22 protein-coding genes are annotated in these 24,462 nt (G+C 72.3%); 18 read left to right on the top strand and 4 right to left on the bottom strand.

Annotation, left to right across the window (positions count from 1 at the left end):
* Positions 1-16 precede the first annotated feature (16 nt).
* A complete protein-coding gene (locus tag ABD086_RS21280) occupies positions 17-658 on the top strand; it encodes a hypothetical protein (protein ID WP_343909951.1) in 642 nt (213 codons plus the stop codon).
* Complete coding sequence (locus ABD086_RS21275; protein ID WP_343909949.1) at positions 658-825, top strand: hypothetical protein; 168 nt, start codon at positions 658-660, stop codon at positions 823-825. The genes ABD086_RS21280 and ABD086_RS21275 overlap by 1 nt, the downstream gene beginning before the upstream one ends.
* Here the strand turns inward: ABD086_RS21275 and ABD086_RS21270 are convergent.
* Positions 812-2,158, bottom strand: coding sequence for a cytochrome P450 (locus ABD086_RS21270; protein ID WP_343909947.1), 1,347 nt, complete (start codon positions 2,156-2,158; stop codon positions 812-814). The two genes, ABD086_RS21275 and ABD086_RS21270, sit on opposite strands and share 14 nt — an antisense overlap.
* A 47-nt stretch (positions 2,159-2,205) precedes the next feature.
* Here ABD086_RS21270 and ABD086_RS21265 point away from each other — a divergent pair, with 47 nt between their 5' ends.
* The 15 genes from ABD086_RS21265 (at position 2,206) to ABD086_RS21195 (ending at position 20,027) form a co-directional block, all read left to right on the top strand.
* Positions 2,206-3,417, top strand: a complete 1,212-nt coding sequence (locus ABD086_RS21265) for an acyl-CoA dehydrogenase family protein (RefSeq protein WP_343909946.1) — start codon at positions 2,206-2,208, stop codon at positions 3,415-3,417.
* Between the two features lie 134 nt (positions 3,418-3,551).
* On the top strand, positions 3,552-5,012 hold the full coding sequence (locus ABD086_RS21260; protein ID WP_343909945.1) for a helix-turn-helix domain-containing protein: 1,461 nt from the start codon (positions 3,552-3,554) through the stop codon (positions 5,010-5,012).
* A 110-nt stretch (positions 5,013-5,122) separates the two neighbouring features.
* The gene (gene gabT, locus ABD086_RS21255; RefSeq protein ID WP_343909943.1) at positions 5,123-6,457 is read left to right on the top strand and encodes a 4-aminobutyrate--2-oxoglutarate transaminase; all 1,335 of its coding nucleotides are present in this window, start codon (positions 5,123-5,125) and stop codon (positions 6,455-6,457) included.
* Positions 6,454-7,947: an aldehyde dehydrogenase family protein gene (locus ABD086_RS21250; protein WP_343909941.1), complete on the top strand. Its 1,494-nt coding sequence runs from the start codon at positions 6,454-6,456 to the stop codon at positions 7,945-7,947. The genes gabT and ABD086_RS21250 overlap by 4 nt, the downstream gene beginning before the upstream one ends.
* On the top strand, positions 7,944-9,086 hold the full coding sequence (locus tag ABD086_RS21245) for a CaiB/BaiF CoA transferase family protein (RefSeq protein WP_343909939.1): 1,143 nt from the start codon (positions 7,944-7,946) through the stop codon (positions 9,084-9,086). The genes ABD086_RS21250 and ABD086_RS21245 overlap by 4 nt, the downstream gene beginning before the upstream one ends.
* Complete coding sequence (locus tag ABD086_RS21240) at positions 9,083-10,273, top strand: acyl-CoA dehydrogenase family protein (protein WP_343909937.1); 1,191 nt, start codon at positions 9,083-9,085, stop codon at positions 10,271-10,273. The genes ABD086_RS21245 and ABD086_RS21240 overlap by 4 nt, the downstream gene beginning before the upstream one ends.
* A 225-nt stretch (positions 10,274-10,498) precedes the next feature.
* A complete protein-coding gene (locus ABD086_RS21235; protein ID WP_343909935.1) occupies positions 10,499-11,533 on the top strand; it encodes an SIS domain-containing protein in 1,035 nt (344 codons plus the stop codon).
* Positions 11,534-11,537: 4 nt separating this feature from the next.
* The gene (locus tag ABD086_RS21230; protein WP_343909933.1) at positions 11,538-12,368 is read left to right on the top strand and encodes a PfkB family carbohydrate kinase; all 831 of its coding nucleotides are present in this window, start codon (positions 11,538-11,540) and stop codon (positions 12,366-12,368) included.
* Positions 12,365-13,165 (top strand): ATP-binding cassette domain-containing protein, encoded by an 801-nt coding sequence (locus tag ABD086_RS21225; protein WP_343909931.1) that lies wholly within the window; start codon positions 12,365-12,367, stop codon positions 13,163-13,165. Before ABD086_RS21230 ends, ABD086_RS21225 begins: the two co-directional genes overlap by 4 nt.
* Positions 13,162-14,238 carry an ABC transporter permease gene (locus ABD086_RS21220; RefSeq protein ID WP_343909929.1) on the top strand — a complete coding sequence of 359 codons (1,077 nt, stop codon included), beginning with the start codon at positions 13,162-13,164 and terminating at the stop codon, positions 14,236-14,238. Before ABD086_RS21225 ends, ABD086_RS21220 begins: the two co-directional genes overlap by 4 nt.
* A gap of 76 nt (positions 14,239-14,314) precedes the next feature.
* Positions 14,315-15,316 carry an ABC transporter substrate-binding protein gene (locus ABD086_RS21215; RefSeq protein ID WP_343909927.1) on the top strand — a complete coding sequence of 334 codons (1,002 nt, stop codon included), beginning with the start codon at positions 14,315-14,317 and terminating at the stop codon, positions 15,314-15,316.
* Between the two features lie 3 nt (positions 15,317-15,319).
* Complete coding sequence (locus ABD086_RS21210; RefSeq protein WP_343909925.1) at positions 15,320-17,368, top strand: hydantoinase/oxoprolinase family protein; 2,049 nt, start codon at positions 15,320-15,322, stop codon at positions 17,366-17,368.
* A gap of 4 nt (positions 17,369-17,372) precedes the next feature.
* Complete coding sequence (locus ABD086_RS21205) at positions 17,373-19,088, top strand: hydantoinase B/oxoprolinase family protein (RefSeq protein ID WP_343909923.1); 1,716 nt, start codon at positions 17,373-17,375, stop codon at positions 19,086-19,088.
* Entirely contained in the window at positions 19,085-19,573 is a 489-nt protein-coding gene (locus tag ABD086_RS21200; RefSeq protein WP_343909921.1) for a VOC family protein, read from the top strand. The genes ABD086_RS21205 and ABD086_RS21200 overlap by 4 nt, the downstream gene beginning before the upstream one ends.
* A gap of 1 nt (position 19,574) precedes the next feature.
* The gene (locus ABD086_RS21195; RefSeq protein ID WP_343909919.1) at positions 19,575-20,027 is read left to right on the top strand and encodes a VOC family protein; all 453 of its coding nucleotides are present in this window, start codon (positions 19,575-19,577) and stop codon (positions 20,025-20,027) included.
* 24 nt (positions 20,028-20,051) lie between these two features.
* On the opposite strand, the gene ABD086_RS21190 is transcribed toward ABD086_RS21195, so the two are convergent.
* Positions 20,052-21,140, bottom strand: coding sequence for a LacI family DNA-binding transcriptional regulator (locus tag ABD086_RS21190; RefSeq protein WP_343909917.1), 1,089 nt, complete (start codon positions 21,138-21,140; stop codon positions 20,052-20,054).
* A gap of 169 nt (positions 21,141-21,309) precedes the next feature.
* Here ABD086_RS21190 and ABD086_RS21185 point away from each other — a divergent pair, with 169 nt between their 5' ends.
* Complete coding sequence (locus tag ABD086_RS21185) at positions 21,310-22,230, top strand: hypothetical protein (RefSeq protein ID WP_343909915.1); 921 nt, start codon at positions 21,310-21,312, stop codon at positions 22,228-22,230.
* 70 nt (positions 22,231-22,300) lie between these two features.
* Here ABD086_RS21185 and ABD086_RS21180 read toward each other — a convergent pair whose 3' ends face one another.
* Together ABD086_RS21180 and ABD086_RS21175 are read right to left on the bottom strand one after the other, a co-directional pair.
* Entirely contained in the window at positions 22,301-23,263 is a 963-nt protein-coding gene (locus tag ABD086_RS21180) for a hypothetical protein (protein ID WP_343909913.1), read from the bottom strand.
* 92 nt (positions 23,264-23,355) lie between these two features.
* The gene (locus ABD086_RS21175) at positions 23,356-24,063 is read right to left on the bottom strand and encodes a TetR/AcrR family transcriptional regulator (protein WP_343909911.1); all 708 of its coding nucleotides are present in this window, start codon (positions 24,061-24,063) and stop codon (positions 23,356-23,358) included.
* Positions 24,064-24,462 lie beyond the last annotated feature (399 nt).

The raw sequence follows: 24,462 nt of genomic DNA, 5'->3' as shown, positions 1-24,462 counted from the left end.
CGGGTACAGCCCGGTCGTGCCGATCCTCACCCGCGCCGCCTCCTCGGTGGGCGGCGGCGTCCTCGCCGCCGCCACCGGGGGACTGGCCGCGCTGCGCCGCGCCCGCAAGCCGCTGCACCCGTCCGGCGAGGTGCTCGCCGCCCGGGTCTTCCGCAACGGCTCGGCCGAGCCCTCCGGCGTCGCCTGGCTCGACGAGGCCGGGCAGGACGACGCGGTGGTCCGGCTGTCCCGCGCGATCGGGCTGGCGGGCCCGCTGCCGGACATCCACGGCCTCGCCGTCCGCGTCCAGCTCGACGGCGGGTACGGCGACCTGCTGTTCGCGACCACCGGCCGCGGACCGGTCTCCCGGTTCGTGCTGGTGCCGAGCCGCGGGTCCCGGAGCCAGCCGATGACCACGCTGCTGCCGTACCGCACCGAGGCCGGCCCCCTGGTGCTGAGTGCCGAGCCGGTCGGCGTGGAGGCGTTCGAGCTGTCCTGGGCGCGGCCGACCGGGGACTGGCAGCCCTTCGGCTCCCTGCGCCTCTCGACGCGGCGCGTGCCCGAGGAGATCTCGTTCGACCCGGTCGTCCACCAGCTGCCGGGCCTCGACCAGTACCCGTCGGTGCGCCGGCTGCGCGAGCCGGCGTACGCGACGGCGCGGGGCTCGAGGAGCGACTGATGTACACCGATCACAAGCCCTGTGCGGTCTGCGGATCCCCGGTCGAGCTGCAGGCGCGCACCGGCGGCGGCGACCGGGTGGCCGAGGCCGACCCCACCGTCGACGAGCGGATCTGCACCAACCCCGACTGCCCGACCAACAACGGCGAGGACGTCAACGCCGTCTGAGGTCCACCGGCTGCCCGTCCTTGGGGAACGGCAGTGAGTGGTTGTTGATCGGCGCGACGTACGCCGGGTCGACCGACCACTCGAAGTCCAGCAGCAGGTGGAACATCAGCGCCGTCACCTCGGCTCCGGCGAAGAACATGCCCAGGCACTTGTGCACGCCGCCGCCGAACGGCGCCCACGCGTACCGGTGCGACCGGTCCTCGCGGCGCTCCGGCGAGAAGCGCTCGGGGTCGAAGGCCTCCGGATCGGTCCAGTACTCCGGCAGCAGGTGGCTGTACTGGAGCCCGACGGTGGCGTAGGTCCCCGCCGGGATCCGGGTGCCGAGCACGACGGTGTCCTTGACCGCCTGGCGCAGGATCACCGGCACCGGTGCCCGCAGCCGCAGCGACTCCTTCATCACCAGGTCGATCGAGGTCAGGCTCTCGAGGTCGGCCAGCCCCGGCGTCGTACCGACCCGGTCGGCCAGCGCCTGGGCCTCCTCGCGGCAGCGCTGCTGCCACTCCGGGTGCTGCCCGAGGAGCTGCATCATCGTCGAGAGCGTGATCGTGGACGTGTCGTGCGCGGCCATCATCAGGAACACCATGTGGTTGACGACGTCCTCGTCGGTGAACCGGTCGCCGTCCTCGGACTCGATGTGGCACAGCACGGAGAACAGGTCGTCGGTGGCCTCGGCGCGGCGCGAGGGCAGGTAGCCGGTCAGGAACTCCTCGAGGTGGCGGCGGCCCTTCAGGCCGCGGCGCCAGCGAGTGAACGGCACGTCGTACCGGACGATCGCCGCGGCCGCCTGCACGCACGCGATGAACGACCGGTTCACCCGGTCCATCTCCTCGCGCGAGGTGTGGTCGGCGCCGCCCATGAACGTGTCGGTGGCGATGTCGAGGGTGAGCTGCTTGAGCGCCCAGTACGCCCGGAACCCGGCCGCCGGCGTCCACGTCGCGAGCCCGGCGGTGATCGCCGGGTGCATGGCCGCCGTGTAGTTCTCGAGCCGGTCGCGGGTGAAGGCCTGCTGCATGATGCGGCGGTGCAGGTGGTGCTCGTCGAAGTCGAGGAACATCAGGCCGCGGCCGAAGAACGGCCCGACCAGGTAGGTCCACGCCGGCCCGTTCGCCCACGCCTTGTCCGCGTTGCGCAGCGCGACCTCGCACGCGTCCGGCCCGAGCAGCATCACCCAGCGGTCCTTGCCGAGCAGGCTCATCGGCGAGACCGGGCCGTACGCCGCCCACTGCTTGCGGAACAGCGCCATCGGGTCGCGGGCGTACTCGAGGCTGCGGCCGATGACCGGCAGCCCCTTCGCCGGGGGCGGGAGCTCGCGGACGGGTGCGGTGGAGGCCACAGCCGTCACAGTAGAACGTGTTCCGACCCGTCGGTAGCCTCGTCGGCATGACGCCCTCCTTCGACCTGGACCAGGACCACCTCGACCTGCGCGACTGGCTGCACGGCTTCGCCGCGGACGTCATCCGACCGGCCGCGGCCGAGTGGGACGAGAAGGAGGAGTTCCCCTGGCCGGTCGTGGAGGAGGCGGCCAAGGCCGGCATCTACTCCGTGGACTTCATCGTCACCCAGGCGTTCGACGAGACCGGGCTCGGCTTCCCGATCACGATGGAGGAGCTGTTCTGGGGCGACGCCGGCATCGGGCTCTCCATCGTCGGCACGTCGCTCGCCGCGGCCGGCGTCCGTGCGAACGGCACCGACGAGCAGGTGGCCGAGTGGGTGCCGGCGATGTACGGCACGCCCGGCGACCTGAAGCTCGGCGCGTTCTGCTCCTCCGAGCCGGACGCGGGCTCGGACGTGGGGGCGATGCGCACCCGCGCGACGTACGACGAGAAGACCGACGAGTGGGTGCTCAACGGCACCAAGACCTGGGCGACCAACGGCGGCATCGCCGACGTGCACGTGGTGACCGCGGTGGTCGACCCCGACCTGCGCACCCGCGGGCAGGCGTCGTTCGTCGTGCCGCCCGGCACGAAGGGGCTCAGCCAGGGGCAGAAGTTCCACAAGCACGGCATCCGCGCGTCGCACACCGCCGAGGTCGTGCTCGACAACGTCCGGGTGCCCGGCCGGTGCCTGCTCGGCGGCAAGGAGAAGCTCGACGCGCGGCTGGCCCGCGCCCGCGAGGGCAGCGGTGCCCGCGGCAACGCGTCCATGGCGACCTTCGAGCGGACCCGGCCGGCGGTGGGTGCGCAGGCGATCGGCATCGCGCGGGCGGCGTACGAGGTGGCCCTGGACTACGCCAAGACCCGCGAGCAGTTCGGCAAGCCGATCATCGAGAACCAGGCGATCGCGTTCAAGCTCGCCGACATGGCCATGTCGATCGAGGCGTCCCGGCTGCTGGTGTGGCGCGCGGCGTGGATGGCGCGGCAGGGCAAGAAGTTCGAGAGCGCCGAGGGCTCGATGTCGAAGCTGTTCGCCGGCGAGACCGCCGTGCGGGTCACCACCGACGCGATGCAGATCCTCGGAGGCAACGGCTTCACCCGCGAGTACCCCGTCGAGCGCTGGGCCCGCGACGCCAAGATCTACACGATCTTCGAGGGCACCTCCGAGATCCAGCGGCTGGTCATCGCCCGGTCGGTGTCCGGCGCGCCCATCCGTTGACGGTCTGCCGGTCAGGCTGCCGGAGCTCGGACGATCTGTCCGGTCTGCGGCTGCATCGGTCGATCCGCACTACGATCGCTCGCAGCGAAGCGGCGTGAGCAGGGCGCCGGTGGCGTCGGCGACGGAGGTGGGGAATGGCGCTGCCGACCGTGGGCGGCCTCTGCCGGACGCTCGGGGAGCACCTCCAGCCAGCACCGGGATTCGAGGCGCCCGAGACGCCGATCACCGCGGTCCACGTCTCGGAGCTGATCGACCCGACGGCCTACGTCAACGGCGGCGAGCTGCTGCTCACGACCGGGCTCACGCTGCCCACCAGCCTGATCGGGTGGGAGGAGTACGTCGGGCGACTCACGCGCATCGGGATCGCGGCGCTCGGAGTCGGGCTCGGCCCGACGTACACCGAGCTGCCGGCCGCGCTGGTCTCCGCCTGCCGCACCCACGGGCTGACGCTGCTCGTCGTGCCGACGCCGACGCCGTTCCTCACCATCACCGCGGCGTACTGGTCGGCCCGGTCCCGCTCGACAGAGCAGCCCCTGCAGGACGCGTTCGCCACCCAGCGCGCGCTCATCGACGCGGCGGTCTCCGACGACCCGGCGGGGGAGATCCTCAAGCGCCTCGCCCGGACCGGAGGCGGCTGGGCCGCGCGCCTGAGCGCGACCGGCACCGTGGAGGAGATCTTCCCCGCGGGCCTGGTCGAGGAAGCCGAGGCGCTGCAGAACGAGGTGCGCCGTCTCGAGGTCGCCGGCGTGCACTCGGCGGCGTCGTTCGTCGCGCACGACCGGTACGTGGCGCTGTTCCCGCTCACCGTCCGGGACGTGATCGTGGGGTACGTGGCGGTGGGCACCCCGGCGCAGCTCAGCGGACTCCAGCGGCGCCTGGTGATGACGGCCGTCGCGCTGCTGAGCATCGAGGCCCTCCACCGGCGCCGCAGCGCCTCGGAGCGCCACGCCCACGCCCGCTCCGTCGCGACCCTGGTCGACCTCGGCCACGTCGACGCGGCCCGCCGGCTCGCAGCCACCCTCGGGCTGCCGGCCCTTGGGCGGGAGGCGCGCGTGCTGGTGGTCGCCGGACGCGACGGCGACCGGCTCGCCCGCGCGGTCGAGCAGTGGTGCCCGAGCGTGCTGGGCGTCAGCTCCGGCCGGACCCGCGCGTGGTTCCTCCTGCCGACGACGCACCCTCCGACCGCGGAGCTCGACGCGACACTCGCGGCGGCCGACGCCACGGCCGCCGCGATGGTCTCCGAGCTCACACGGCTCGAGGACGTCGGGCCGACCCGGACCCGGCTCGAGGACGCGCTCACGCGCGTGCCGCCGGGTCGACTGACCCAGCACCAGGCCGGTCCGGTGGCCGACCCCGATCTCGGACGGGCCCTCGAGGAGCTCGTCGACCGGCAGGGTGAGCAGACGGTCGCGGCGCTCGTCGCCTACCTCCGCCACCGCGGGCAGTGGGAGCAGGCCGCGCGCAGCCTCGGCGTGCATCGCAACACGCTGCGCTACCGGGTCGGGCGGGCGCGCGAGGTCACCGGCCTCGACCTCGACGACCCCGACGTCGCCGCCCGGCTGTGGCTGCTGATGCGCGCGCGGGGTGTCGCGTAGCGGTAGTGCTGATCATCCGAGCCCGGGGGCGATCTCGTCGATCCGCACAAGGCGTGACCGCTCGCGCCTTCCTACCGTCGGGACACCGACCCACCCCGACGAGGAGACCCATGTCGCAGCCCGAGCAGCGCCGCATCCTGAGGACCGCCATCCCCGGACCGAGGTCCCAGGAGCTCCACGCCCGCCGTCGGCAGGAGGTGGCCGGAGGCTTCGGCATCGCCGTCCCGGTGTTCGTCGACCGGGCCGGTGGCGGGGTCGTCGTCGACGTCGACGGCAACCACCTCATCGACCTCGCGTCGGGCATCGCGGTGACCAGCGTGGGCGCCGCCGACCCGACCGTGGTCGACCGCGTGGCCCGCCAGGCCGAGCGGTTCACCCACACCTGCTTCATGGTCACCGAGTACGACGGCTTCGTCGAGGTCGCCGCCGCGCTCAACCGCTTGACCCCCGGTGACCACGACAAGAGGACCGCGCTCTTCACCACCGGCGCCGAGGCCGTCGAGAACGCGGTGAAGATCGCCCGCGCCGCGACCGGTCGCCCGGCGGTCGTCGCCCTCGGCCACGCCTACCACGGTCGCACCCTGCTGACGATGTCGCTGACAGCGAAGAACGTGCCGTACAAGGAGGGCTTCGGTCCGTTCGCCGCCGAGGTCTACCGGGTGCCCTCGCCGTACCCCTACCGGTGGCCCGGCGGTCCCGAGAAGGCCGCGGAGGAGGGGCTCGCGGCGCTGCGCGACACGGTGCAGTCGCAGATCGGCGCGCACAACGTCGCCGCCATCATCGTCGAGCCGATCCAGGGCGAGGGCGGATTCATCGTGCCGCCGGCCGGCTACCTGCGCGGGGTCCAGGAGTTCGCCGCCGAGCACGGCATCGTCTTCATCGCCGACGAGATCCAGACCGGGTTCGGCCGCACCGGCGCCATGTTCGCCTGCGACCACGAGGGCGTCGTCCCCGACCTGGTCACGACCGCCAAGGCCCTCGCCGGCGGTCTCCCCCTCGCCGCGGTCACCGGCCGCGCCGAGATCATGGACGCCGTCGCACCCGGGGGCATCGGCGGCACGTACGCCGGCAACCCGGTCGCGTGCGCCGCTGCGCTCGGCGCGCTGGAGACGATCGAGCGGGACTCGCTCGTGGAGCGGGCCCGGGCCATCGAGGCGGCCGTGCTGCCGCGGCTCGAGGCGCTGCGGGAGAGCTGCGCGAGCGTCGGTGACGTCCGCGGGCGCGGCGCGATGCTGGCGGTCGAGTTCGTGCGACCGGGGTCGACGGACCCGGCGCCGGAGACCGCCCGGGCCGTGGCGGAGGCCTGCCACCGCGCCGGCGTCATCACGCTCGTGTGCGGCACCTACGGCAACGTCATCCGGCTCCTGCCTCCGCTCGTCATCGACTTCGACCTGCTCGCCGACGGCGTCGGAGTGCTCGAGGCGGCCGTCCGGGAGGCGTCGTGAGCGTCGTTTCCTACGACCCGGTCACCGGACGCGAGAACGGGCGGCTCGAGGAGAGCACGCCCGCCGAGGTCCTGGCCGCCGTCGAGCGCGCGGTCGAGGTCGCCGAGGAGGTGGCCGGCACCGCGCCCGCCGTACGCCGGGCCTGGCTGGCCGCCGTCGCCGACGCCCTCGAGGCCGAGGCGGACGATCTCATCGCGCTCGGGGACTCCGAGACCGGCCTCGGGCGACCGCGCCTGGAGGCCGAGCTGGCCCGCACCGCGGGACAGCTCCGCTTCTACGGCGACGTCGCGGCGGAGGGCTCCTACCTCGGCGTGACCATCGATCACGCGCGCGAGGCCCAGCCCTTCCTCGCCCGGGTGCAGGTGCCGCTCGGGCCGGTGGCGGTTTTCGGCGCCAGCAACTTCCCCTTCGCCTTCAGCGTGCTCGGGAACGACACGGCCTCGGCGGTCGCGGCCGGGTGCCCGGTGGTGGTCAAGGCCCATCCCGCTCATCCGCTGCTGAGTCAGGCTCTCGGCCGGATCGCGCGGAGCGCCCTCGACGCCGCCGGCGCGCCGGCCGGCCTCTTCGCCCTGGTTTCGGGCCGGCAGGCGGGGATCGACCTCGTGCAGGCGCCCGGGATCGCGGCGGTCGCCTTCACCGGCTCGCAGGCCGGTGGCCTCGCGCTCTGGCGGCTCGCCAACGAGCGCGAGCGCGTCGTCCCCGTCTTCGCGGAGATGGGGACGGTCAACCCGGTCGTCGTCACGCCGGGCGCGATGTCGCGGATGGCCGAGATCGCGGCCGGCTTCGTCGGGTCGTTCACGCTCGGGTCGGGCCAGTACTGCACCAAGCCGGGCCTGATGTTCGCGCCCGCCGGGTCGGGCGCGCTCGACGCCGTCGCGGCCGCGCTGCGGGACGCGGCGCCCCGGCCCGTCATGCTCACCGCCGACATCGCCGCCGCGGTGCGCACGGGCCTCGAGGCCCTCGTCGCCGCCGGGGCGGAGGTGGCCGGCGTCGTCGAGGCCGGTGCCGACGGCTGGGCCGCGCCCGCGGCCGTGCTCGGTGCGCCCCTCCGGGAGATCCGGCCAGGGAGCCGCCTCCTCGAGGAGTGCTTCGGCGCCGTCGCGCTCGTGGTCGAGTACGCCGACGAGCGCGAGCTCGCCGCCGCGGTGGGTCGTCTGCAGGGCTCGCTCGCCGGCAGCGTCTTCACCGCCGACGGCCCCGACGAGGCGGCCGGCCGGGCCATGGGGATGCTCTCCTCCCGGGTCGGCCGGGTGACCGTCAACGACTGGCCCACCGGGGTCGCCTACAGCTGGGCCCAGCAGCACGGTGGCCCGTGGCCGGCGACCTCCGCGCCCGCAGCGACCTCGGTCGGCGCCGCGGCGCTCGACCGCTTCGTGCGGCCGGTCGCCTACCAGTCGGCCCGCGACGAGTGGCTGCCGCCCGTGGCCCGCTCCGACAACCCCTGGTCGGTGCCGCGCCGCGTCGACGGCGTCCTCCAGACGGCGCCGTGACCGGGCCGCTCGAGGGCGTGCTGGTCGCCGACTTCAGCCGGGTGCTCGCTGGCCCGCTGGCCACCGCGACGCTCGCCGACCTCGGTGCCACCGTCGTGAAGGTCGAGCGCCCGGGCACCGGGGACGACACCCGGCAGTGGGGCCCGCCCTGGACGGACAACTCGAGCTCCTACTTCGAGTCCGCCAACCGCACGAAGAAGTCCGTCGAGCTCGACCTGGCCGACCCCGGCGACCGCGAGCTCGCGGTCGAGCTGGCGCGTCGGGCCGACGTCCTCGTGGAGAACTTCAAGGACGGTACGCTCGCCCGCCATGGCCTCGGGTATGACGCCGTCGCGGCCGCCAACCCCGGCGTCGTCTACGCCTCCGTGACCGGCTTCGGGAGCCGCGCGGGCCGGGACCTGCCGGGCTACGACTTCCTGGTGCAGGCCGTCGGCGGCCTGATGAGCATCACCGGCACGCCGGAGAGCCCCACGAAGGTCGGGGTCGCGCTGGTCGACGTGCTCACCTCCAAGGACGCCGTCGTCGGGATCCTCGCCGCGCTGCGGGCGCGCGAGGTCACCGGGCGGGGGCAGCGGGTCGAGGTCAACCTCCTCTCGAGCCTGCTGGCGGCCTTGGTCAACCAGGGCTCGTCGTACCTCGCCACCGGGGAGAGCCCGTCGGCCATGGGCAACCGGCACCCCTCCATCGCGCCGTACGAGACGCTGGCCGCCCAGGACGGCCACCTGGCCGTCGGCTGCGGCAACGACGGTCAGTTTCGCCGGCTGACCTCGGTCCTCGGCCTCCCGTGGCTCGGCACCGACCGGCGGTTCGCCCGCAACGCCGACCGCGTGGCGCACCGGCCCGAGCTGGTCGCGCTGCTGGAGGCACAGCTCGGCACGCACGACGTGGACTTCTGGGTCGACCGCCTCGCCACGGTCGGCGTGCCGGCCGGGAGGGTCGGCTCGGTGGCCGAAGCCTTCGGCCTGGCGACCCGGCTCGGGCTCGAGCCGGTCGTCGACGTGGGCCCCGGTGCGCTCGGGCAGGTCCGCAGCCCCCTCACCTTCAGCGAGACCCCGGTGTCGCGGTACGCAGCGCCGCCGCGCCTCGGGGAGCACAACACCGACGTCCGACACTGGCTGACAGAAGAGAGTGACCGATGAGCGCCACCAGCGCCCTGCCCCCGTTCGAGCCGCTCGACCCCGCGGGGATCGACGACCTGCTCTCGGCCGACGAGAAGGCGGTCCGTGCCGCCGTGCGCCAGATGTGCGCCGAGCGCATCGAGCCGCACGTCGCGGACTGGTTCGAGCGCGGGGAGATCGACGACGTCCGCGGCCTGGCCAAGGAGCTCGGCGCCCTGGGCGTGCTCGGCATGCATCTCGAGGGGTACGGCTGCGCCGGCATGTCGGCGACCGAGTACGGCCTGGCCTGCCTCGAGCTCGAGGCGGCAGACTCCGGCATCAGGTCGCTGGTCTCGGTCCAGGGCTCGCTGGCGATGTTCGCGATCTGGCGTTGGGGCAGCGAGGAGCAGAAGACCGAGTGGCTGCCCCGGATGGCGGCCGGCGAGGCGATCGGCTGCTTCGGCCTCACCGAGCCCGACGCCGGGTCGGACCCCGCGAGCATGCGCACCCGCGCCCGGCAAGACGGCGGCGACTGGGTGCTGGACGGCCGGAAGATGTGGATCACCAACGGCTCGATCGCCGACGTCGCGGTCGTGTGGGCCCATACCGAGGGCGGCATCCGCGGCTTCGTCGTCCCGACCGACACCCCCGGGTTCAGCGCCCCGGCGATCAAGCACAAGCAGTCGCTGCGCGCCTCGGTCACCAGCGAGCTCGTGCTCGACGGCGTCCGCCTGCCGGCCGACGCGGTGCTGCCCGAGGTCACCGGGCTCAAGGGGCCGCTCAGCTGCCTCAACGAGGCGCGCTACGGCATCGTCTGGGGCTCGCTCGGAGCGGCGCGGTCCTCCCTCCAGGCGGCCCTGGACTACGCGACCGACCGGATCCAGTTCGGCAAGCCGATCTCGGCGTTCCAGCTCACCCAGCAGAAGCTGGTCGAGATGAACCTGGAGTACACCAAGGGCCTGCTCCTCGCCCTCCACCTCGGCCGCCGCAAGGACGCCGGCCGGCTCCGCCCGGAGCAGGTCAGCCTCGGCAAGCTCAACAACGTGCGCGCGGCCCTGGAGATCTGCCGCACCGCCCGGACCGTGCTCGGCGCCAACGGGATCTCGCTGGAGTACCCCGTCATCCGGCACGCCAACAACCTGGAGTCGGTGCTCACCTACGAGGGCACCGTCGAGATGCACACGCTGGTCGTGGGCCAGGCCATGACCGGACACGCAGCGTTCCGCTGACGAGCCGCCGGCTCCTCCGGTCGCGCCGGAGGAGCCCGGTGCTCGTCGCCGAGCTCGACGAGCGCCACGGGCGGGGAAACGTGATCCGGCCCACGTCGTGACCAAACCGTTACCAAAGCGCTCTGGCCAGACCGCGTGCTTCAGTGAGAACGTTATCGCACTTCGCCGATGAGAACGTTCTCGCAGCGTTCATCGGCGCACCGCACCCGAGCCGAAAGTGGAGCCGTGACCGCCCTCGCCCTGCCCCTCCGCCCCGTCACGACGGACATCGTCCCGACGCTGCGCACGACCGTCGGCCAGCGCGCCCTGACCCAGGAGATCGCCGCCGAGGCCGTGCGCCGCGAGGTCGACACCGTCTTCTTCGTCGGGATGGGCGGGTCGTGGGCCTCCTCGGTCCCCGCGACCCTGACGCTCGCGGGCACGGCGACCGGGCTCGCGGTCCACAACGTCAACGCGGCCGAGTTCGTGCTCACCCACCTCGGCCGGGTCGGGGCCCGGAGCCTGGTCGTCGCCTCGTCCCACTCCGGCGGCACGCCGGAGACCGTGGCCGCGGCCCAGGCCGCCGCCCGCGCCGGCGCCCTGGTCGTCTCGGTCGCCCGCGACGACGAGAACCCGCTCGCCGACGCCGCCCGTCACCAGCTGGTGTACGGCAGCGAGAAGACCGCGACCAGTGCGAAGTACGAGCTGCTCGAGGAGCTGTCCTGCTCGCTGTTCGAGGCGGTCGGCGCCGATGTCGACGTCGCGACGGTGCGGGCCGGCCTGGACGCGATCCCGGAGGCGACGGCCGCCGCCGTGGACGCCACCGAGGAGCAGACGCGCGCCGCGGTCGCCAAGATCTACGACGCCGACAACCTGTTCGTGCTCGGCACCGGCCGGCTCCTCGGCCTCGCCTACATGCTCTCGGTCTGCTACCTGGTCGAGATGCAGCGGCAGAAGTCCACCCACTTCAACAGCGCCGACTTCTTCCACGGCCCGTTCGAGATGGTCGACGAGGTCAGCACGCCGGTGATCCACCTGGCGGGCGAGGACGAGACCCGCCCGATCTCGGACCGGGTCAACCGCTTCCTCGGCCGCTACGGCCGCGACCACTACGTGCTCGACTCGGCGTCCCTCGCCCTGCCGGGAGTGCCCGACGAGGCGCGGCCGCGGGTCGCGCACATCGCGATGGCCTCGGTCGCCTCGCGGATCGCCTACCACTTCGAGCCGATGACCGGCCACGACCTCGACATCCGCCGGTACATGTACAAGGTCGAGTACTGAGCCGATGACACGCATCTGTGGAGTCGGCGACAACGTCGTCGACCGGTATCTCGGGACCGGGCTGATGTACCCGGGCGGGAGCGCGGCGAACGTCGCCGTGCACGCCCGGCGGCTCGGCGGCGACGCCGGCTACATCGGCATCCTCGGGGACGACGACGCGGCCGCGCACGTCCTCAAAGCCCTGCTCGACGAGGACGTCGAGGTGTCGCGCGTGCGCTACGAGCCGCATCCGAACTCCTTCGCGGACGTGACGCTCGACGCCGACGGCAACCGGGTGTTCGGCGAGTTCGTGCCTCCGGTCGGGCGGATCGAGCTCGACGACGAGGACCTCGCCTACCTGCGGGGCTGCGACTGGGTGCACACCGGGCACAGCAGCTTCACCCTGCCCGAGGTGCCGAAGCTGAGCTCGGTCGCGCCCGTCGTCTTCGACTTCTCCTACAAGGACCTGGAGTGGGCCGCGCCGGTGCTGCCGCACGTCACCGCGGCGTTCTTCTCGCGCGGTGAGTGGGACGACGACGAGTGCCTCGCACTCGTCGAGCAGGTGCGCGCCCACGGCCCGAGCGTCGTGGTCGTCACCCGGGGCGCGCGTGGGTCGCTGGTCTGGCGCGAAGGCGACGGCGTGCACCTCCAGCCGGCCGCCCCGGCCCGGCCGATCGACACCCTCGGCGCCGGGGACGCCTACCTGGCGGCGATGCTCTGCGCGCTCGGGACGGACCGCACACTTGACGTCGCCGCAGCCGAGGCGGCGGCGTACGCCGCCCGGGTCTGTGAGCACTTCGGGGCGTTCGGGCACCCCGTCCCCATCCACCAGCCGAACGAGGAGGCGACGCGATGACCGTGACGACCCCGCCCACCCCCGTGCTCGACGTCGTGGGGGTGACCAAGACCTACGGACACGTGCAGGCGCTGCGCGGCGTCGACCTGCAGGTGCGGCCCGGCGAGGTCCACGCGCTCGTCGGCGACAACGGCGCCGGCAAGTCGACGCTGATGAAGATCATCGCCGGAGCGGTCTCGCCGACCGCGGGCACGGTCTCGGTGAGGGGTCAGGCGGTCAGCTTCAGCAGCCCGTCCGAGGCCCAGGCCGCCGGGATCGAGACGGTCTACCAGGACCTCGCTCTGGCGCCGACCCTGACGCCGGGCGAGAACCTCTACCTGGGCCGGGAGATCCCCCGCAAGGGCCTGCTCGGTCGGCTCGGCTTCATCGACCGGGGCGCGATGAACCGGTCGGCCAAGGACCAGCTGACCTCCCTGGGCGCCAGCGTGCAGTCCCTCAGCAACGAGGTCGGCTCGCTCTCCGGCGGCCAGAAGCAGGCCGTGGCCGTGGCCCGGGCCTCGCTGTGGGGCAGCGCGCTGATCATGCTCGACGAACCGACGGCGGCGCTCGGGGTCTCCCAGACCGAGCAGGTGCTCCGCCTGGTCGAGCGGCTGCGTGACGAGCGGGGCCTCGCGGTCCTCCTCATCTCCCACAGCATGCCCGACGTCTTCCGGGTCGCCGACCGGGTCACCGTGCTGCGGCTCGGGCGCACGGTCCTGACGGCCGAGACCTCGTCCCTCAGCACCAACGACCTGATCGCGGCGATGACCGGCATGACCGCCGGTCTCGCCCCCGCATCGCAGGGAGGTGCGGCATGACCGCCACCACGGAGCCCAAGCCGAGCCTCGACGACGCGACGCCGGAGCCCGAGCACCAGCCCGGCCTCGGCACCCGACTGCTGGCCAGTCAGCGGTTCTCCAACGTCACGATCTTCGGACTGCTCGTCCTGATCGTCGTCTTCTTCAGCGTCGTCACGCCCAGCGGGTCGTTCCTGTCCAACTTCAACCTGACGAGCATCGCGCTCTCCGGCTCGCAGCTCCTGCTGCTGGCCGCCGGCGTCACCTTCCTGCTCATCGCCGCCGGGCTCGACCTGTCCGTCGGCGCGATCGTGGTCTTCTCCTCGGTCCTGGCCGTGAAGCTGATGGTCAACCTGACCTCGGGGCTCGCCGACACGACCTCGGGCGGTGCCGACCTCTGGTTCCGCATCGCGGTGGCCGTCGGCGCCGGCCTGCTGACCGGGGCGGCCTGGGGCCTGGTCAACGGCCTGCTCGTCGTGAAGTCCAAGATCCCGTCGTTCATCGTCACGCTCGCGACCAGCACGATCATCCTGGGCCTGGCCCAGGTGTGGACCGGCGGCATCAACGTCAGCGGCGTGCCGCCCGCGCTCAGCTCGACCTTCGGGCTCGGCAAGGTACTCGGCGTCCCGTGGCCGGTCGTCGTGTCCTTCGCCGTGACCGGCTTGCTGTGGGTGATCCTCGCCGGCACCCGCTTCGGGATGCGCACCTACGCGATCGGCGCCAACCCCGAGGCGGCTCGCCGGGCCGGCATCGACGTCGACCGGCACCTGCTCGTGCTCTACATGCTCGTCGGGCTGCTCGCCGGTCTGGTGGGCATGATCGACATCGCCCGCTTCACCACCGCGTCGGTGACCGGGTACTCCACGATCGCCCTCCAGGCGATCACCGCAGTGATCATCGGTGGCACCTCCCTGTGGGGCGGCCGGGGCAAGATGTCGGGCACCGTCGTCGGTGCCTTCATCCCGGCCACGCTCACGAGCGGCTTCGTGATCATGAACCTCCAGCCGTTCTGGCAGAACGTCGCCATCGGCTGCGTCCTCATCTTCGCCGTCTTCGTCGACCAGTACCGACGCCGGGCGGTGAACACCCTGTGACCAACGGACCGGGGATCTCGGACACGCACCACATCCAACTGTCGAGCCGTCGGCCGACCAGCGAGAGGAACCGACCATGAAGCACCCCTTGCACAAGACCGCCGTCCTGGCCCTGGCCGGGCTGGCCCTCACCGCCTGCTCCACCCAGGAGGACAGCTCGGCGTCGGGCTCGACCGGCGGGGGAGGTGGTGACGACCTCAAGATCGTGATGCTGCTCAACGACCAGTTCGACCCCTACTACCTGACCCTCGTCAAGGGTGCGGAGGAGAAGGCCGAGGAGCTCGGCATCGACTTCTCCTGGCAGGCGCCGACCACGCTCGACGTGGCCAGCCAGACCCAGCTGCTGCAGTCCATCGCGGCCACCAAGCCCGACGGCATCATCATGTCGGCGCTCGACGCCGACGCCATGGTCGCCCCGATGAAGCAGGTCCAGGACTCCGGCATCCCGATCGTGACCGTCGACAGCGACGTCAACGACGAGTCGGCGCGCCTGGCGACCTTCAAGTCCGACGGCAAGGTCAACGGCGAGATGGCCGCCGACGAGATGGCCGAGCTGCTCGGTGGCGAGGGCAAGGTCGGCTACGTCGGCTACACGCCGGGCATCCAGAGCGTCGACATCCGCCTCGACGGCTGGACCGAGCAGCTCGAGGAGCACGAGGGGCTCGAGAACGAGGGTGAGCAGTACGCCGGCGCCGACATCGCCGAGAACGCCGCCAAGGCCTCGGCGCTGCTGTCCCGCGTGCCCGACCTGGCCGGCATCTACGCGTCGTGGACCAACGCAAGCATCGGCGCCGCGAACGCCGTCCAGCAGGCCGGCAAGAGCGACGACATCGTCGTGATCGGCGTGGACGCCTCGCCCGACGAGGTCGCGCTCCTCGAGCAGGGCCAGATCGACGCCCTCATGGTCCAGAAGCCCTACGACATGGGCAAGGACGCGGTCGAGGCGCTCGTCGAGCACGCGCGGGGCGGCGACGAGCCGGAGAGCGAGAACCTCTACGACGTCGTCATCGCCACGCCGGAGAACATCGACGACCCCGAGATCAGCCAGTACCTGTACGTGAAGCCGGAAAGCGAGTAGCCCGTGTCCCGACTGGGGATTGACGTAGGCGGGACGTTCACCGACGTCGTCGTCCTGCACGAGGACGGCCGCCGGGTCGTCGAGAAGGTGCCGAGCACCCCGCACGATGCCTCGATCGGCATCCTGCACGGCATCGAGCAGATCCAGGAGACGCGCGGCGTCGACGTCGGCAGTCTCGACGTCTTCTGCCACGGCTCGACGGTCGCGACGAACGCGCTGCTGGAGTCCAAGCTCCCGCGGACGGCGCTGGTGGTCACCCGTGGCTTCCGCGACGTCCTGGAGATCGGCACCCAGCTGCGCAGCGACCTGTTCGACCTCCGGGTCGCCAAGCCGCGTCCCTACGTCCCCCGGTCGCGGGTGATCGAGGTCGACGAGCGCGTCGACCGCCTCGGCGGGGTGGTCACCCCGCTCGAGGACGCCGAGATCGAGCGCGTCGTCGAGGCGGTCCGCGCCGCCGACGTCGAGGCATGCGCCGTCACGCTGCTCTTCGGCTTCCGCAACGACGAGCACGAGCAGCGCCTGGCCGCGGCCCTCCGGGCGGCGCTGCCGGACCTCTCGGTGGCGATCAGCAGCGAGGTCGCCCCGGAGATCAAGGAGTACCCGCGCGCGTGCACCACCGTCGTCAGCGCCGCGCTGCGGCCGCTGGTGGCGCGCTACATGGCAGGGATCCTGGCCGGCTTGGGGCCGGCCGGGGTCACCTGCCCGACGTTCATCATGCAGTCGAACGGCGGCGTGATGAAGGTGACCGAGGCGGCGGAGAACGCCCACCGCATGGTGCTCTCGGGCCCCGCGGCGGGTGTCCTCGCCGCGACCCAGGTCGCCAAGCAGTCGAGCTACCCCCACCAGATCACCTTCGACATGGGCGGGACCTCGACCGACATCTGCCTCATCCACGAGGGGCGCGCCCGCGTCGAGCGGGAGAGCCTGTTCGAGGGCCGGCCGATGCTGGTGCCGCAGTTCGACATCCACACGATCGGCTCCGGCGGCGGTTCCCTCGCGTACGTCGACGAGGCCGGTGGCCTGCACGTCGGGCCGGAGAGCGCCGGCGCCGTGCCGGGCCCGGCCTGCTACGGCCGCGGCGGCACGCGCCCGACCACGACCGACGCGCAGCTCGTCCTCGGCCGGATCGACCCGACCTCGTTCCTCGGCGGCGAGATGGCCCTCGACCTCGAGGCCGCCCGGCTGGCCGTGAAGACCCACGTCGCGGACCCGCTCGGCGTCGACGTCGACACCGCGGCGATCGGCATCCTCGACGTCGCCGACGCGGTGATGGCCCGCGGCGTGCGCGTCGTGAGCGTCAACCGCGGGTACGACCCGCGGGACTTCCACCTGCTGCCCTTCGGCGGGGCGGGTCCCATGCACGCCCTGAGCGTGGGCGCGCTCGTCGACGTCGGCGCCGTGCTGGTGCCGCCGAACCCCGGCACCTTCTCGGCCGTCGGCATGGCCGGCTCGGACATCAAGTACAACTTCGTCCGCGTCGTCGACGCCGACGTGTCGGACCTGGACCTCACCGAGGTCGACGCGACCTACGCCGCCCTGGCCGAGGCCGCCGCGGAGCGGTTCGCCGGCTCCGGCGTGGTGCGCATCGACCACATCCGACTCGCCCGGTTCCGCTACGCCTGGCAGGACAACGACGTCGAGGTCATCGTCGAGGGCGCGGTCTTCGACGGCAGCGCGCTCGACCAGGCGGTCAAGCAGTTCCACGAGCAGCACCTGTTCGAGTTCGGGCACAGCAACCCCGAGGACCGGGTCGAGCTCGTCGCCGTCGGGCTCGAGGCGTACGGCGTCCTCGACTCGGGCGCGGCAGGCGTCGTCGCCACCGTCGACGGGAGCGCCGAGCCGGCCGAGCACCGCGAGGTCTACTTCACGGGTCCGGGCCGGGTGCAGACGCCGGTCTACCTGCGGCCGTCGCTGCCGCCGGGCACGGTCATCCCGGGCCCCGCGATCATCGAGGAGCGCGAGGCCACGACTGTGGTCATCCCCGACACCACGGTCCGGGTCGACGACGACCTCAACCTGCTCATCACCTACAACGACCGCGAAGGGGCGTGACGCCATGACCGCGACTGCGACCGAGCCCACCGGCCCGGCCGGCGAGCGCCTCGCCGACCCGATCACGACCGAGGTCGTCCGGCACGCCCTCGAGACCATCGCCGAGGAGATGGGCACCGCCCTGCGGCGTACCGCCCTCAGCGTGGTGGTCAAGGACATGCGCGACTACTCGTGCGCGCTGTTCGACGCGCACGGCCGGATGCTCGCCGCCGCCCTCGACATCCCCAGCCTGCTGGCGTCGATGGCGCCGGCGCTCCAGTCCTGCCTCGACAAGTGGGGGGACGACATCGAGCCGGGGGATGTCTTCATCAACAACCACCCCTACCTGGGCGCCTGCCAGACCAACGACATCAACATCTTCGTGCCGGTCTTCGACGAGCACGACGTGCTCGTGGGATTCACCGGGGTCATCGCCCACCACGCCGACTGGGGTGGGCGGACGCCCGGCACCGCCGCGGCGCGCTCGGAGTCGGCGTACGAGGAAGGTGTGCTGCTGCCCGCGCTGAAGGTCGAGGTGGCGGGGAAGCCGAACACCACCGTGCTCGACATCATGAGCGCCAACGTCCGGCACCCCGCCCAGAACCACGGCGACCTGCGTGCCCAGATCGCGGCGGCCCGCTCGGGTGGCACCCGCTTCGCCGCACTGGCCGAGAAGTTCAGCACCCGGGTCCTGCTCGCCGCCATCGACGAGCTGTTCGGCTACACCGTCCGTCGGACCAGGGCCGAGCTGGCCAAGCTGCCCGACGGCGACTACTACGCCGAGGGCTACCTCGACAACGACGGGCTCGACCTGGACTCCCCCGTGAAGCTGGCGGTCACCGCCACGATCGAGGGCGACCGGATCCACTTCGACTTCACCGGCTCCGACCCGCAGATGAGGGGCGGGATGAACATCCCGAACTCCACGCTGCGCTCGGTCGTCCACTACGCGGTGAAGTGCCTGATGCCCGCCGACGTCCCCTTCAACGAGGGCTCCCTCGCGCCGGTGACGTTCCACGCGCCGGCCGGCACCGCGGTTAACCCGGACTTCCCGGCGGCGGTCGGGGACCGGCACCTCGCCTCGCAGCGGCTGGCGTCGATCGTCACCCGTGCGCTGGCCGAGGCGGCGCCGCAGCGGGCCTCGGCCGAGTGGTTCGTCGGCTGGCCCGTCCTGGTGTGCGAGTCACGGTCGCCGAAGTCGGGCGAGGGCGTCGTCCTCCTGGCGAACGTCGCCGGCGGCGCCGGCGCGTGCGCCGACCGCGACGGCGCCGATGCGCTCGACGTGCACATGGCCAACTGCCAGTTGATCCCGGCCGAGGTCATCGAGTCGTCCTACGAGCTGCGGGTCGAGCAGTACTCCCTGATCCCGGACTCCGGTGGCGCCGGCCGTCACCGGGGCGGCCTCGGGATCCGAGCCGACTACCGCAACATCTCCGAGAAGCCGCTGCACTTCCTCTCCGAGGCGGAGCAGACCCGGCCGGAGTACGCACCGCTCGGTCTCGACGGGGGCCGGCCCGGCCGCTCGGCGTCGCTCGCCCTCATCGACGAGGACGGCGCCGAGAGCGCCCTGCCCGTCAAGGGCCAGGGCGTCGCGGCCCCGGGCCAGGTCGTGAGTCTGCGCGCCGGCGGCGGCGGAGGGTACGGCGATCCCGCCACCCGCCCGGCCGACGACCTCGAGGCGGACGTGCTGGACGGGCGGGTCAGCCCCTCCGGCGCCGACGCCTACCGGACGGCCCGATGACGGTCGACTTCGACGAGCTCTGGCACGTCGGGGTCGTCGTCGGCGACCTCGAGTCGGCCATGGACCAGCTCGCGCGGTCCTTCGGTCACGAGTGGTCGACGGTGCTCGAGCGCGAGGTGGCCGTCCACCTGGTGGGCGGCGAGGCCGGTAGTGAGCAGAGCAGCCGGGTGCGGTGGACCGCGTCTCGGGGTGGGCCGCCGCAGTGGGAGGTGATCGAGGCCGAGTCCGGGCTGTGGTCGGTCGAGGCCAACCCGGGCGGTGGCCTGCACCACCTGGCCTACTGGAGCGACGACCTGGCGGGCGACAGTGCCGAGCTCCAGGCGGAGGGCTATCGGCTCGAGGCCTGGGGCGACGACGAGCACGGCGCCACCCGCTTCATCTATCTGCTCGGGCCGAACGGCCTGCGCATCGAGATCGGGGCCGCGGAGACTCGGCCGGCCTGGGAGGAGTGGACCAGCGGTGGCGACTACGGCATCCGGTTCTGACGTGCTCGGCGGCGTCGCGCACGTCGGCATCGTCGTCGACGACCTGGAGGCGGCGATGGCCGACCTGCCGCTGGTCGGCCGCTGGAGCACCGTCCTGGAGTGGGAGACCACCGTGCGGCTCGCCGACGGGTCGGTCGAGCGACGCCCGGTGCGCTTCGTCACCGCCGCGGCTCCGGCACACGTGAAGCTGATCGAGTCCGCGCCCGGCAGCGTCTGGGCTCCGACCGGCGGCCACCACCAGCTGCACCACCTGACCTACTGGGTCGACGACCTGGAGGTGGCCACCTCGCAGCTACACGAGGCGGGCTACCGCACCGAGGGCGACGGCCTCGAGGACGACGGCCGTGTCCGGTTCCGCTACCTGCTCAGCCCGCTGGGGCTGCGCGTCGAGCTCGGGCTGCTTGCCAACAAGCCCGCCTTCGACTCCTGGGCCGCCGGCGGCGAGCACCGCTGACGCGGTGCCGAGCTCGCCGGCGGCTCAGGACTCCACGGCCGCGGTCGACCCGCGGACCAGGAACGACGTCGGGAGCAGGATGCGGCGCGGCTCCTGGTCGTCGCCGCTGATGCGCTCGACGAGTCTCCGCGCCGCCTGCTCGCCGATCTCGTGCATCGGCTGCTCGACGAGCGTCAACGCCGGACGCACGAGCGTCGTCCAGTCCAGGTTGTCGAACCCGACGAAGGACAGGTCGCCGGGCAGGTCGAGGTCGAGCTCGCGGACGGCCCGGAAGGCACCGACGGTCATCACGTTGTCGATGGTGACGAGTGCAGTGGGCCGGTTGGTCCGCGTCAGCAGCGCACGGGCGGCCTCGGTCGCTCCGCCCACGTCGTAGGAGCCGGTCCGACAGACCAGGCTCGGGTCGACGGGAACGCCGGCCGCTCGGTGGGCGCGCAGGTAGCCGAGCAACCGCGCCGCGCTGGCGTTCAGCTCACCGCGATCGCGGTCGAGGTCGGGCCCCAGGAGGTTCGCCCAGTCCGCCTCACGCTCGATCCGGAGCTCGGCGATGACGCCGATCCGGCGGTGCCCGAGACCGAGCAGGTGCCGGACCGCTTCCTCGGTCGCGGCGACGTCGTCGACGGTGACGGCGTCGGCGTCGAGCATCGAGCTGATGCGGTCGATGAGGACCACGGGCGTGCCCCGCTCCTGGGCACCGGCGAGGTGCTCGACCTCGCGGACGTCGGCGGCGGAGACGATGAGCCCGTCGACGCGCTTGTCCATGAGCAGCGCGACGGCTTCCCGCTCGGTCGCGACGTCCTCGTCCGTGTTGACCAGCAGGGTGTCGAAGCCGGCGCGCTTCGCCTCGTCGGTGATCCCGCGGACCACGCCCGCGAAGAACGGGCTGGCGATGTCGGCGCAGACGACACCGATGGAGTTGGTACGCCGCGTGATCATGCTGCGCGCCAGGCTGTTGGGCCGGTAGCCGATCTGCTCGGTGGCGGCGAGCACCCGGGCGCGGGTCTCCGCGCTGACTCGGCCGTAGTTGCCGAGCGCGCGGCTCGCGGTCGCCACCGACACCTCCGCGACCCGCGCCACGTCGCGGATGGTCGGAGGACGGCCCGGCTCGGTCACGCTGAGAACGTTATCGCAGCGGGCGGCCCCGCACGGGCCGTGGGGAGGAGGAGGGACGGTCCAGGCGTCACGCGGGCGGCGTACGAGCCCCTGTGACCGGGCCTCACCGGGCGCAGCGAGGCGCGCGGTGACAGGGTTGCCTCAACCCGAGCCACCTGCAGGAGGTGCGATGACCGCAACCGAGCCCGACCTCCGCAGCCGGTGGCGCGGTCAGCCTGGGCGGCTGGAGGTCTGGTACACGACGATCACCGACCCGGCGACCGGCACCGGCCTCTGGATCCACCACGAGCTGGTCGCGCCCGGTGACGGCGGTGAGGCGTGGGGCCACGGGTGGGTCGCGGTGTTCGAGCCCGGGGCCGCGCCGGTGCTCGAGCGCTTCGGGCCGGCGCCGTGGGACCGCCCTGAGTCGGGCTTCGTGTGCGGTGCCGTCCGGTACGACGGCGCACTGGCCGGCCGCGCCGGGTCGGTGACCTGGGAGCTGGCGTCCGCCGGCCCGGACCGCACGCTGTTCACGTTCCCGCGCTGGGCCTGGCAGCGCGAGCTGCTGCCGGCCGCCCAGGTGGTCCCGCGACCGGTCGCGCGGTACTCCGGCGTGGTCCGGGTCGGTGACCGCGAGCTGGTGCTGCGCGACGCGCCCGGGGCGGACGCCCGGATCTACGGGCACGGCAACGCGCGGCGCTGGGGCTGGCTGCACGCCGACCTCGGTGACGGCGAGGTCTGCGAGGTGGTGGCCGCGGTCTCGATGCGGCCCGGGCTCAACCGGCTGCCTCCGCTGCCGCTGGTCCGGTTCCGGCTCGCCGGCGGTGACGTGCCGGGCGACCCGCTGCTCGCGTCGCTCGGGCTGCGGGCCACGCTGCGCGACGACGGCTTCGACGTACGCGGCCGGCTCGGCCGGCGCCGGCTCTCGATCGCCGTGGACCTCCCTGCGGGCGAGACCGTCGAGGTCGACTACCAGGACCCCGACGGCGCGCCGCTGCTGTGCCGCAACAGCGAGCGGGCGACCGCGCGGATCGCGCTGGCCGACCGGTCCTGGGCGCTCGACGGGACCGCCCACGCCGAGGTGGGCGGGTTCCGAGACATCCAGATCTAGGTGGGCTCTGCGGCCGCACGGTCGGCGGGGTCTGCAGGCTCGACCCCGCCGACCAGGTCGGCCCTCGGCGCTACGGGCACGGCTGGTGGCCGGTGCTGATCCCGTTCGGGCCGAGGCTGCCGATCCATCGGCCCTCGGTGTACCACGTCCTGGAACTGAGGGAGGGCGAGTAGCAGGCCCAACCCTGATGGAGGCCCTCGGCGTTGAACAGGCCGACGTGAACGTGCACACCCTCGGGCGTACTCACGTCGTAGCAGCTGTTGTGGAGGTCCCACTTGTGGAAGGTGCCAAGAACGGTGCCGTTGTAGACCGCGGCGCCGGCCGTGAGCGAGACGTTGTTGAGGTGCGTGACCCGGTAGAACCCGATGTAGGTGCCGTTACGGTAGACGTTGACGGTCAGGCCGGTGCCGGCTGCACCAGAGCATGATCCGTAGCGGCTGCCGATCTTCATCGTGAGGTTGGCAGAGGTGGGTGCGGCGGCGCGAAGCACCGCGGCGGTGCCGTCGGTCTGGTAGATGTCGGTGGCCACGTCGTCGCCGGGATGACTACTGAAGGGGCTGTAGCCGAACCGGTCGTAGTAGCCCGAGGCCGGCATGCCGATGAGCACTGTGTTGTTCCAGAGCGAGCAGCGCACCGCCGGCGAAGCAGAGCCGCTCGGTTCGTTGCACAGCGCGTTGATTACTCGCGACCCGGACCCGCCGTAGTCGCCGGTGCGGTTGTTGGACAGCCATCGCCCCCCGCCAGCATCCCCGCAGCCGATATCGAGCCGGATGGTCGTCGACGAGGCGGACGACAGTGTCGTCGAGTAGTCGGCGACCCAAGGCATCCCGCTGCGACGGGTCCAGCCGGCGAACTTGGAGCCGCCGCCCGTCGAGTTGACCCAGACGCCGACGACGGGGAGGCCATTGCGGCAAGCGACGGTGCCGGAAACACTGACGGATGCCGCGTTCGCGGCGGGCGGCGTCGCGAGCGCGAAGATCGCGAGGATCGTGGCGAGTACGAAGATGCCGGCGATGCGGCTGCTGCGCTTCATCATGTCCTGCCTTTCGGGTGTGACTGCGGCTCACCCAGAGTCGCGTCCCGTCAGGCAGATTTGGAGAACAGTCATGGCCGGTTCTGTCTCATTTACGAGGAGAAGACATCCTCCAGATACTGATGAAGGTTCCGATCGTCGTCCTCGGTTCTCGTCACCGCGGCGAGCAGGGCTGCGACGCCGTACGCGTACAGTCCCGCCGGGCCCGAGGTGCCGATCGGTCGCTGGAACACCATCGCTTGGACGGTTTCCCGGATGCCGGCGCCTTCCACGAGGGCTTGCATGAGCACCCCGACGTCCTCGGTGGTCAATGGGCGGCGCGGTAGGCGCCCCGCAGCGTGCAGCACCGGTGCGTACCAGGAGTAGGTGAGCCGGTCGACTTCGACGTACCCGTCGACCGCGACGTCGTGGAGATCGGTTCGCATCCTTAGGAACCCCACGACGAACGCCTCCATAGCCGCCCAAACGTCCGTCAAGGAGAGTGCTTCGATGTCCGCCGTGGCCACGTGCAGAAGGCCGTCGAGCAGAGGAAGCTCTCTGGCCTGGTTCGAGGCGCGCGTGACGTGTGCGCTTTCGGTGTCGAACAGGGCGGCATCACCGACGAGGAACCGAGAGACGTCCGCCAGGTAGGCCTCCTTGCTGTCGAAGTGGCGGTACGCCGTCGATCGGCTCACCCCGGCCCGCTCAGCGATATCCGAGAGAGTCATTCCACGCAACGGATCCAGACCCGGCGCCTCGAGAAAGGCCAGGGCCCCAACCCGGAGTAGGCGGGTCCTGGTGTCCATGCTCTTAGCGCCCATGCGTGCGTCTCCGGGCCCTGACGTTCATGACCACGGACGTCTGGCCGTCATCTGAGGCGTCTTTCGACCAACAGCTGACGACGTGGCGATGCTCGATGCTCTCGTGGCGCGCACGCGTCATGCCCGCGTTCGCGTCGGCAGGCGCCGCCGGGTCGAGGGCCAATGATGTGCCCGCGCCGGTGCCCGGGGGGAGTGCGATACGCATGCATCGAGGCTAGGAACGTCTCGACGAACCGGCTCGCGATTCGGCGGCGTTCCAGACCAGTTGGTTGCGCACGGCGAGGAAGACCATCGCGCACACCAGCCGCAGGTCTCTGACGACTCCGAGGGCTGCACGCGGCGTGTGGGGTCATGGTCGGGGGCGTGCAGCTCTCAGGTTTCGTTGCACGGCCGCGCGGC

This window comes from Nocardioides aquiterrae (assembly GCF_039526625.1).
Lineage (GTDB): Bacteria > Actinomycetota > Actinomycetes > Propionibacteriales > Nocardioidaceae > Nocardioides > Nocardioides aquiterrae.
The sequence above is the reverse complement of the archived record's forward strand: the minus strand, read 5'-3'. Positions and strand labels throughout refer to the sequence as shown.

Excerpts from the sequence above, each read along its gene's own strand:
- ABD086_RS21230 (WP_343909933.1), top strand. The coding sequence starts at position 11,538 with ATGACACGCATCTGTGGAGTCGGCGACAACGTCGTCGACCGGTATCTC.
- ABD086_RS21260 (WP_343909945.1), top strand. The coding sequence starts at position 3,552 with ATGGCGCTGCCGACCGTGGGCGGCCTCTGCCGGACGCTCGGGGAGCAC.
- ABD086_RS21175 (WP_343909911.1), bottom strand. The coding sequence starts at position 24,063 with ATGGGCGCTAAGAGCATGGACACCAGGACCCGCCTACTCCGGGTTGGG.
- ABD086_RS21225 (WP_343909931.1), top strand. The coding sequence starts at position 12,365 with ATGACCGTGACGACCCCGCCCACCCCCGTGCTCGACGTCGTGGGGGTG.
- ABD086_RS21215 (WP_343909927.1), top strand. The coding sequence starts at position 14,315 with ATGAAGCACCCCTTGCACAAGACCGCCGTCCTGGCCCTGGCCGGGCTG.
- ABD086_RS21220 (WP_343909929.1), top strand. The coding sequence starts at position 13,162 with ATGACCGCCACCACGGAGCCCAAGCCGAGCCTCGACGACGCGACGCCG.
- ABD086_RS21180 (WP_343909913.1), bottom strand. The coding sequence starts at position 23,263 with ATGAAGCGCAGCAGCCGCATCGCCGGCATCTTCGTACTCGCCACGATC.
- ABD086_RS21200 (WP_343909921.1), top strand. The coding sequence starts at position 19,085 with ATGACGGTCGACTTCGACGAGCTCTGGCACGTCGGGGTCGTCGTCGGC.
- ABD086_RS21275 (WP_343909949.1), top strand. The coding sequence starts at position 658 with ATGTACACCGATCACAAGCCCTGTGCGGTCTGCGGATCCCCGGTCGAG.
- ABD086_RS21265 (WP_343909946.1), top strand. The coding sequence starts at position 2,206 with ATGACGCCCTCCTTCGACCTGGACCAGGACCACCTCGACCTGCGCGAC.
- ABD086_RS21205 (WP_343909923.1), top strand. The coding sequence starts at position 17,373 with ATGACCGCGACTGCGACCGAGCCCACCGGCCCGGCCGGCGAGCGCCTC.
- ABD086_RS21185 (WP_343909915.1), top strand. The coding sequence starts at position 21,310 with ATGACCGCAACCGAGCCCGACCTCCGCAGCCGGTGGCGCGGTCAGCCT.
- ABD086_RS21240 (WP_343909937.1), top strand. The coding sequence starts at position 9,083 with ATGAGCGCCACCAGCGCCCTGCCCCCGTTCGAGCCGCTCGACCCCGCG.
- gabT (WP_343909943.1), top strand. The coding sequence starts at position 5,123 with ATGTCGCAGCCCGAGCAGCGCCGCATCCTGAGGACCGCCATCCCCGGA.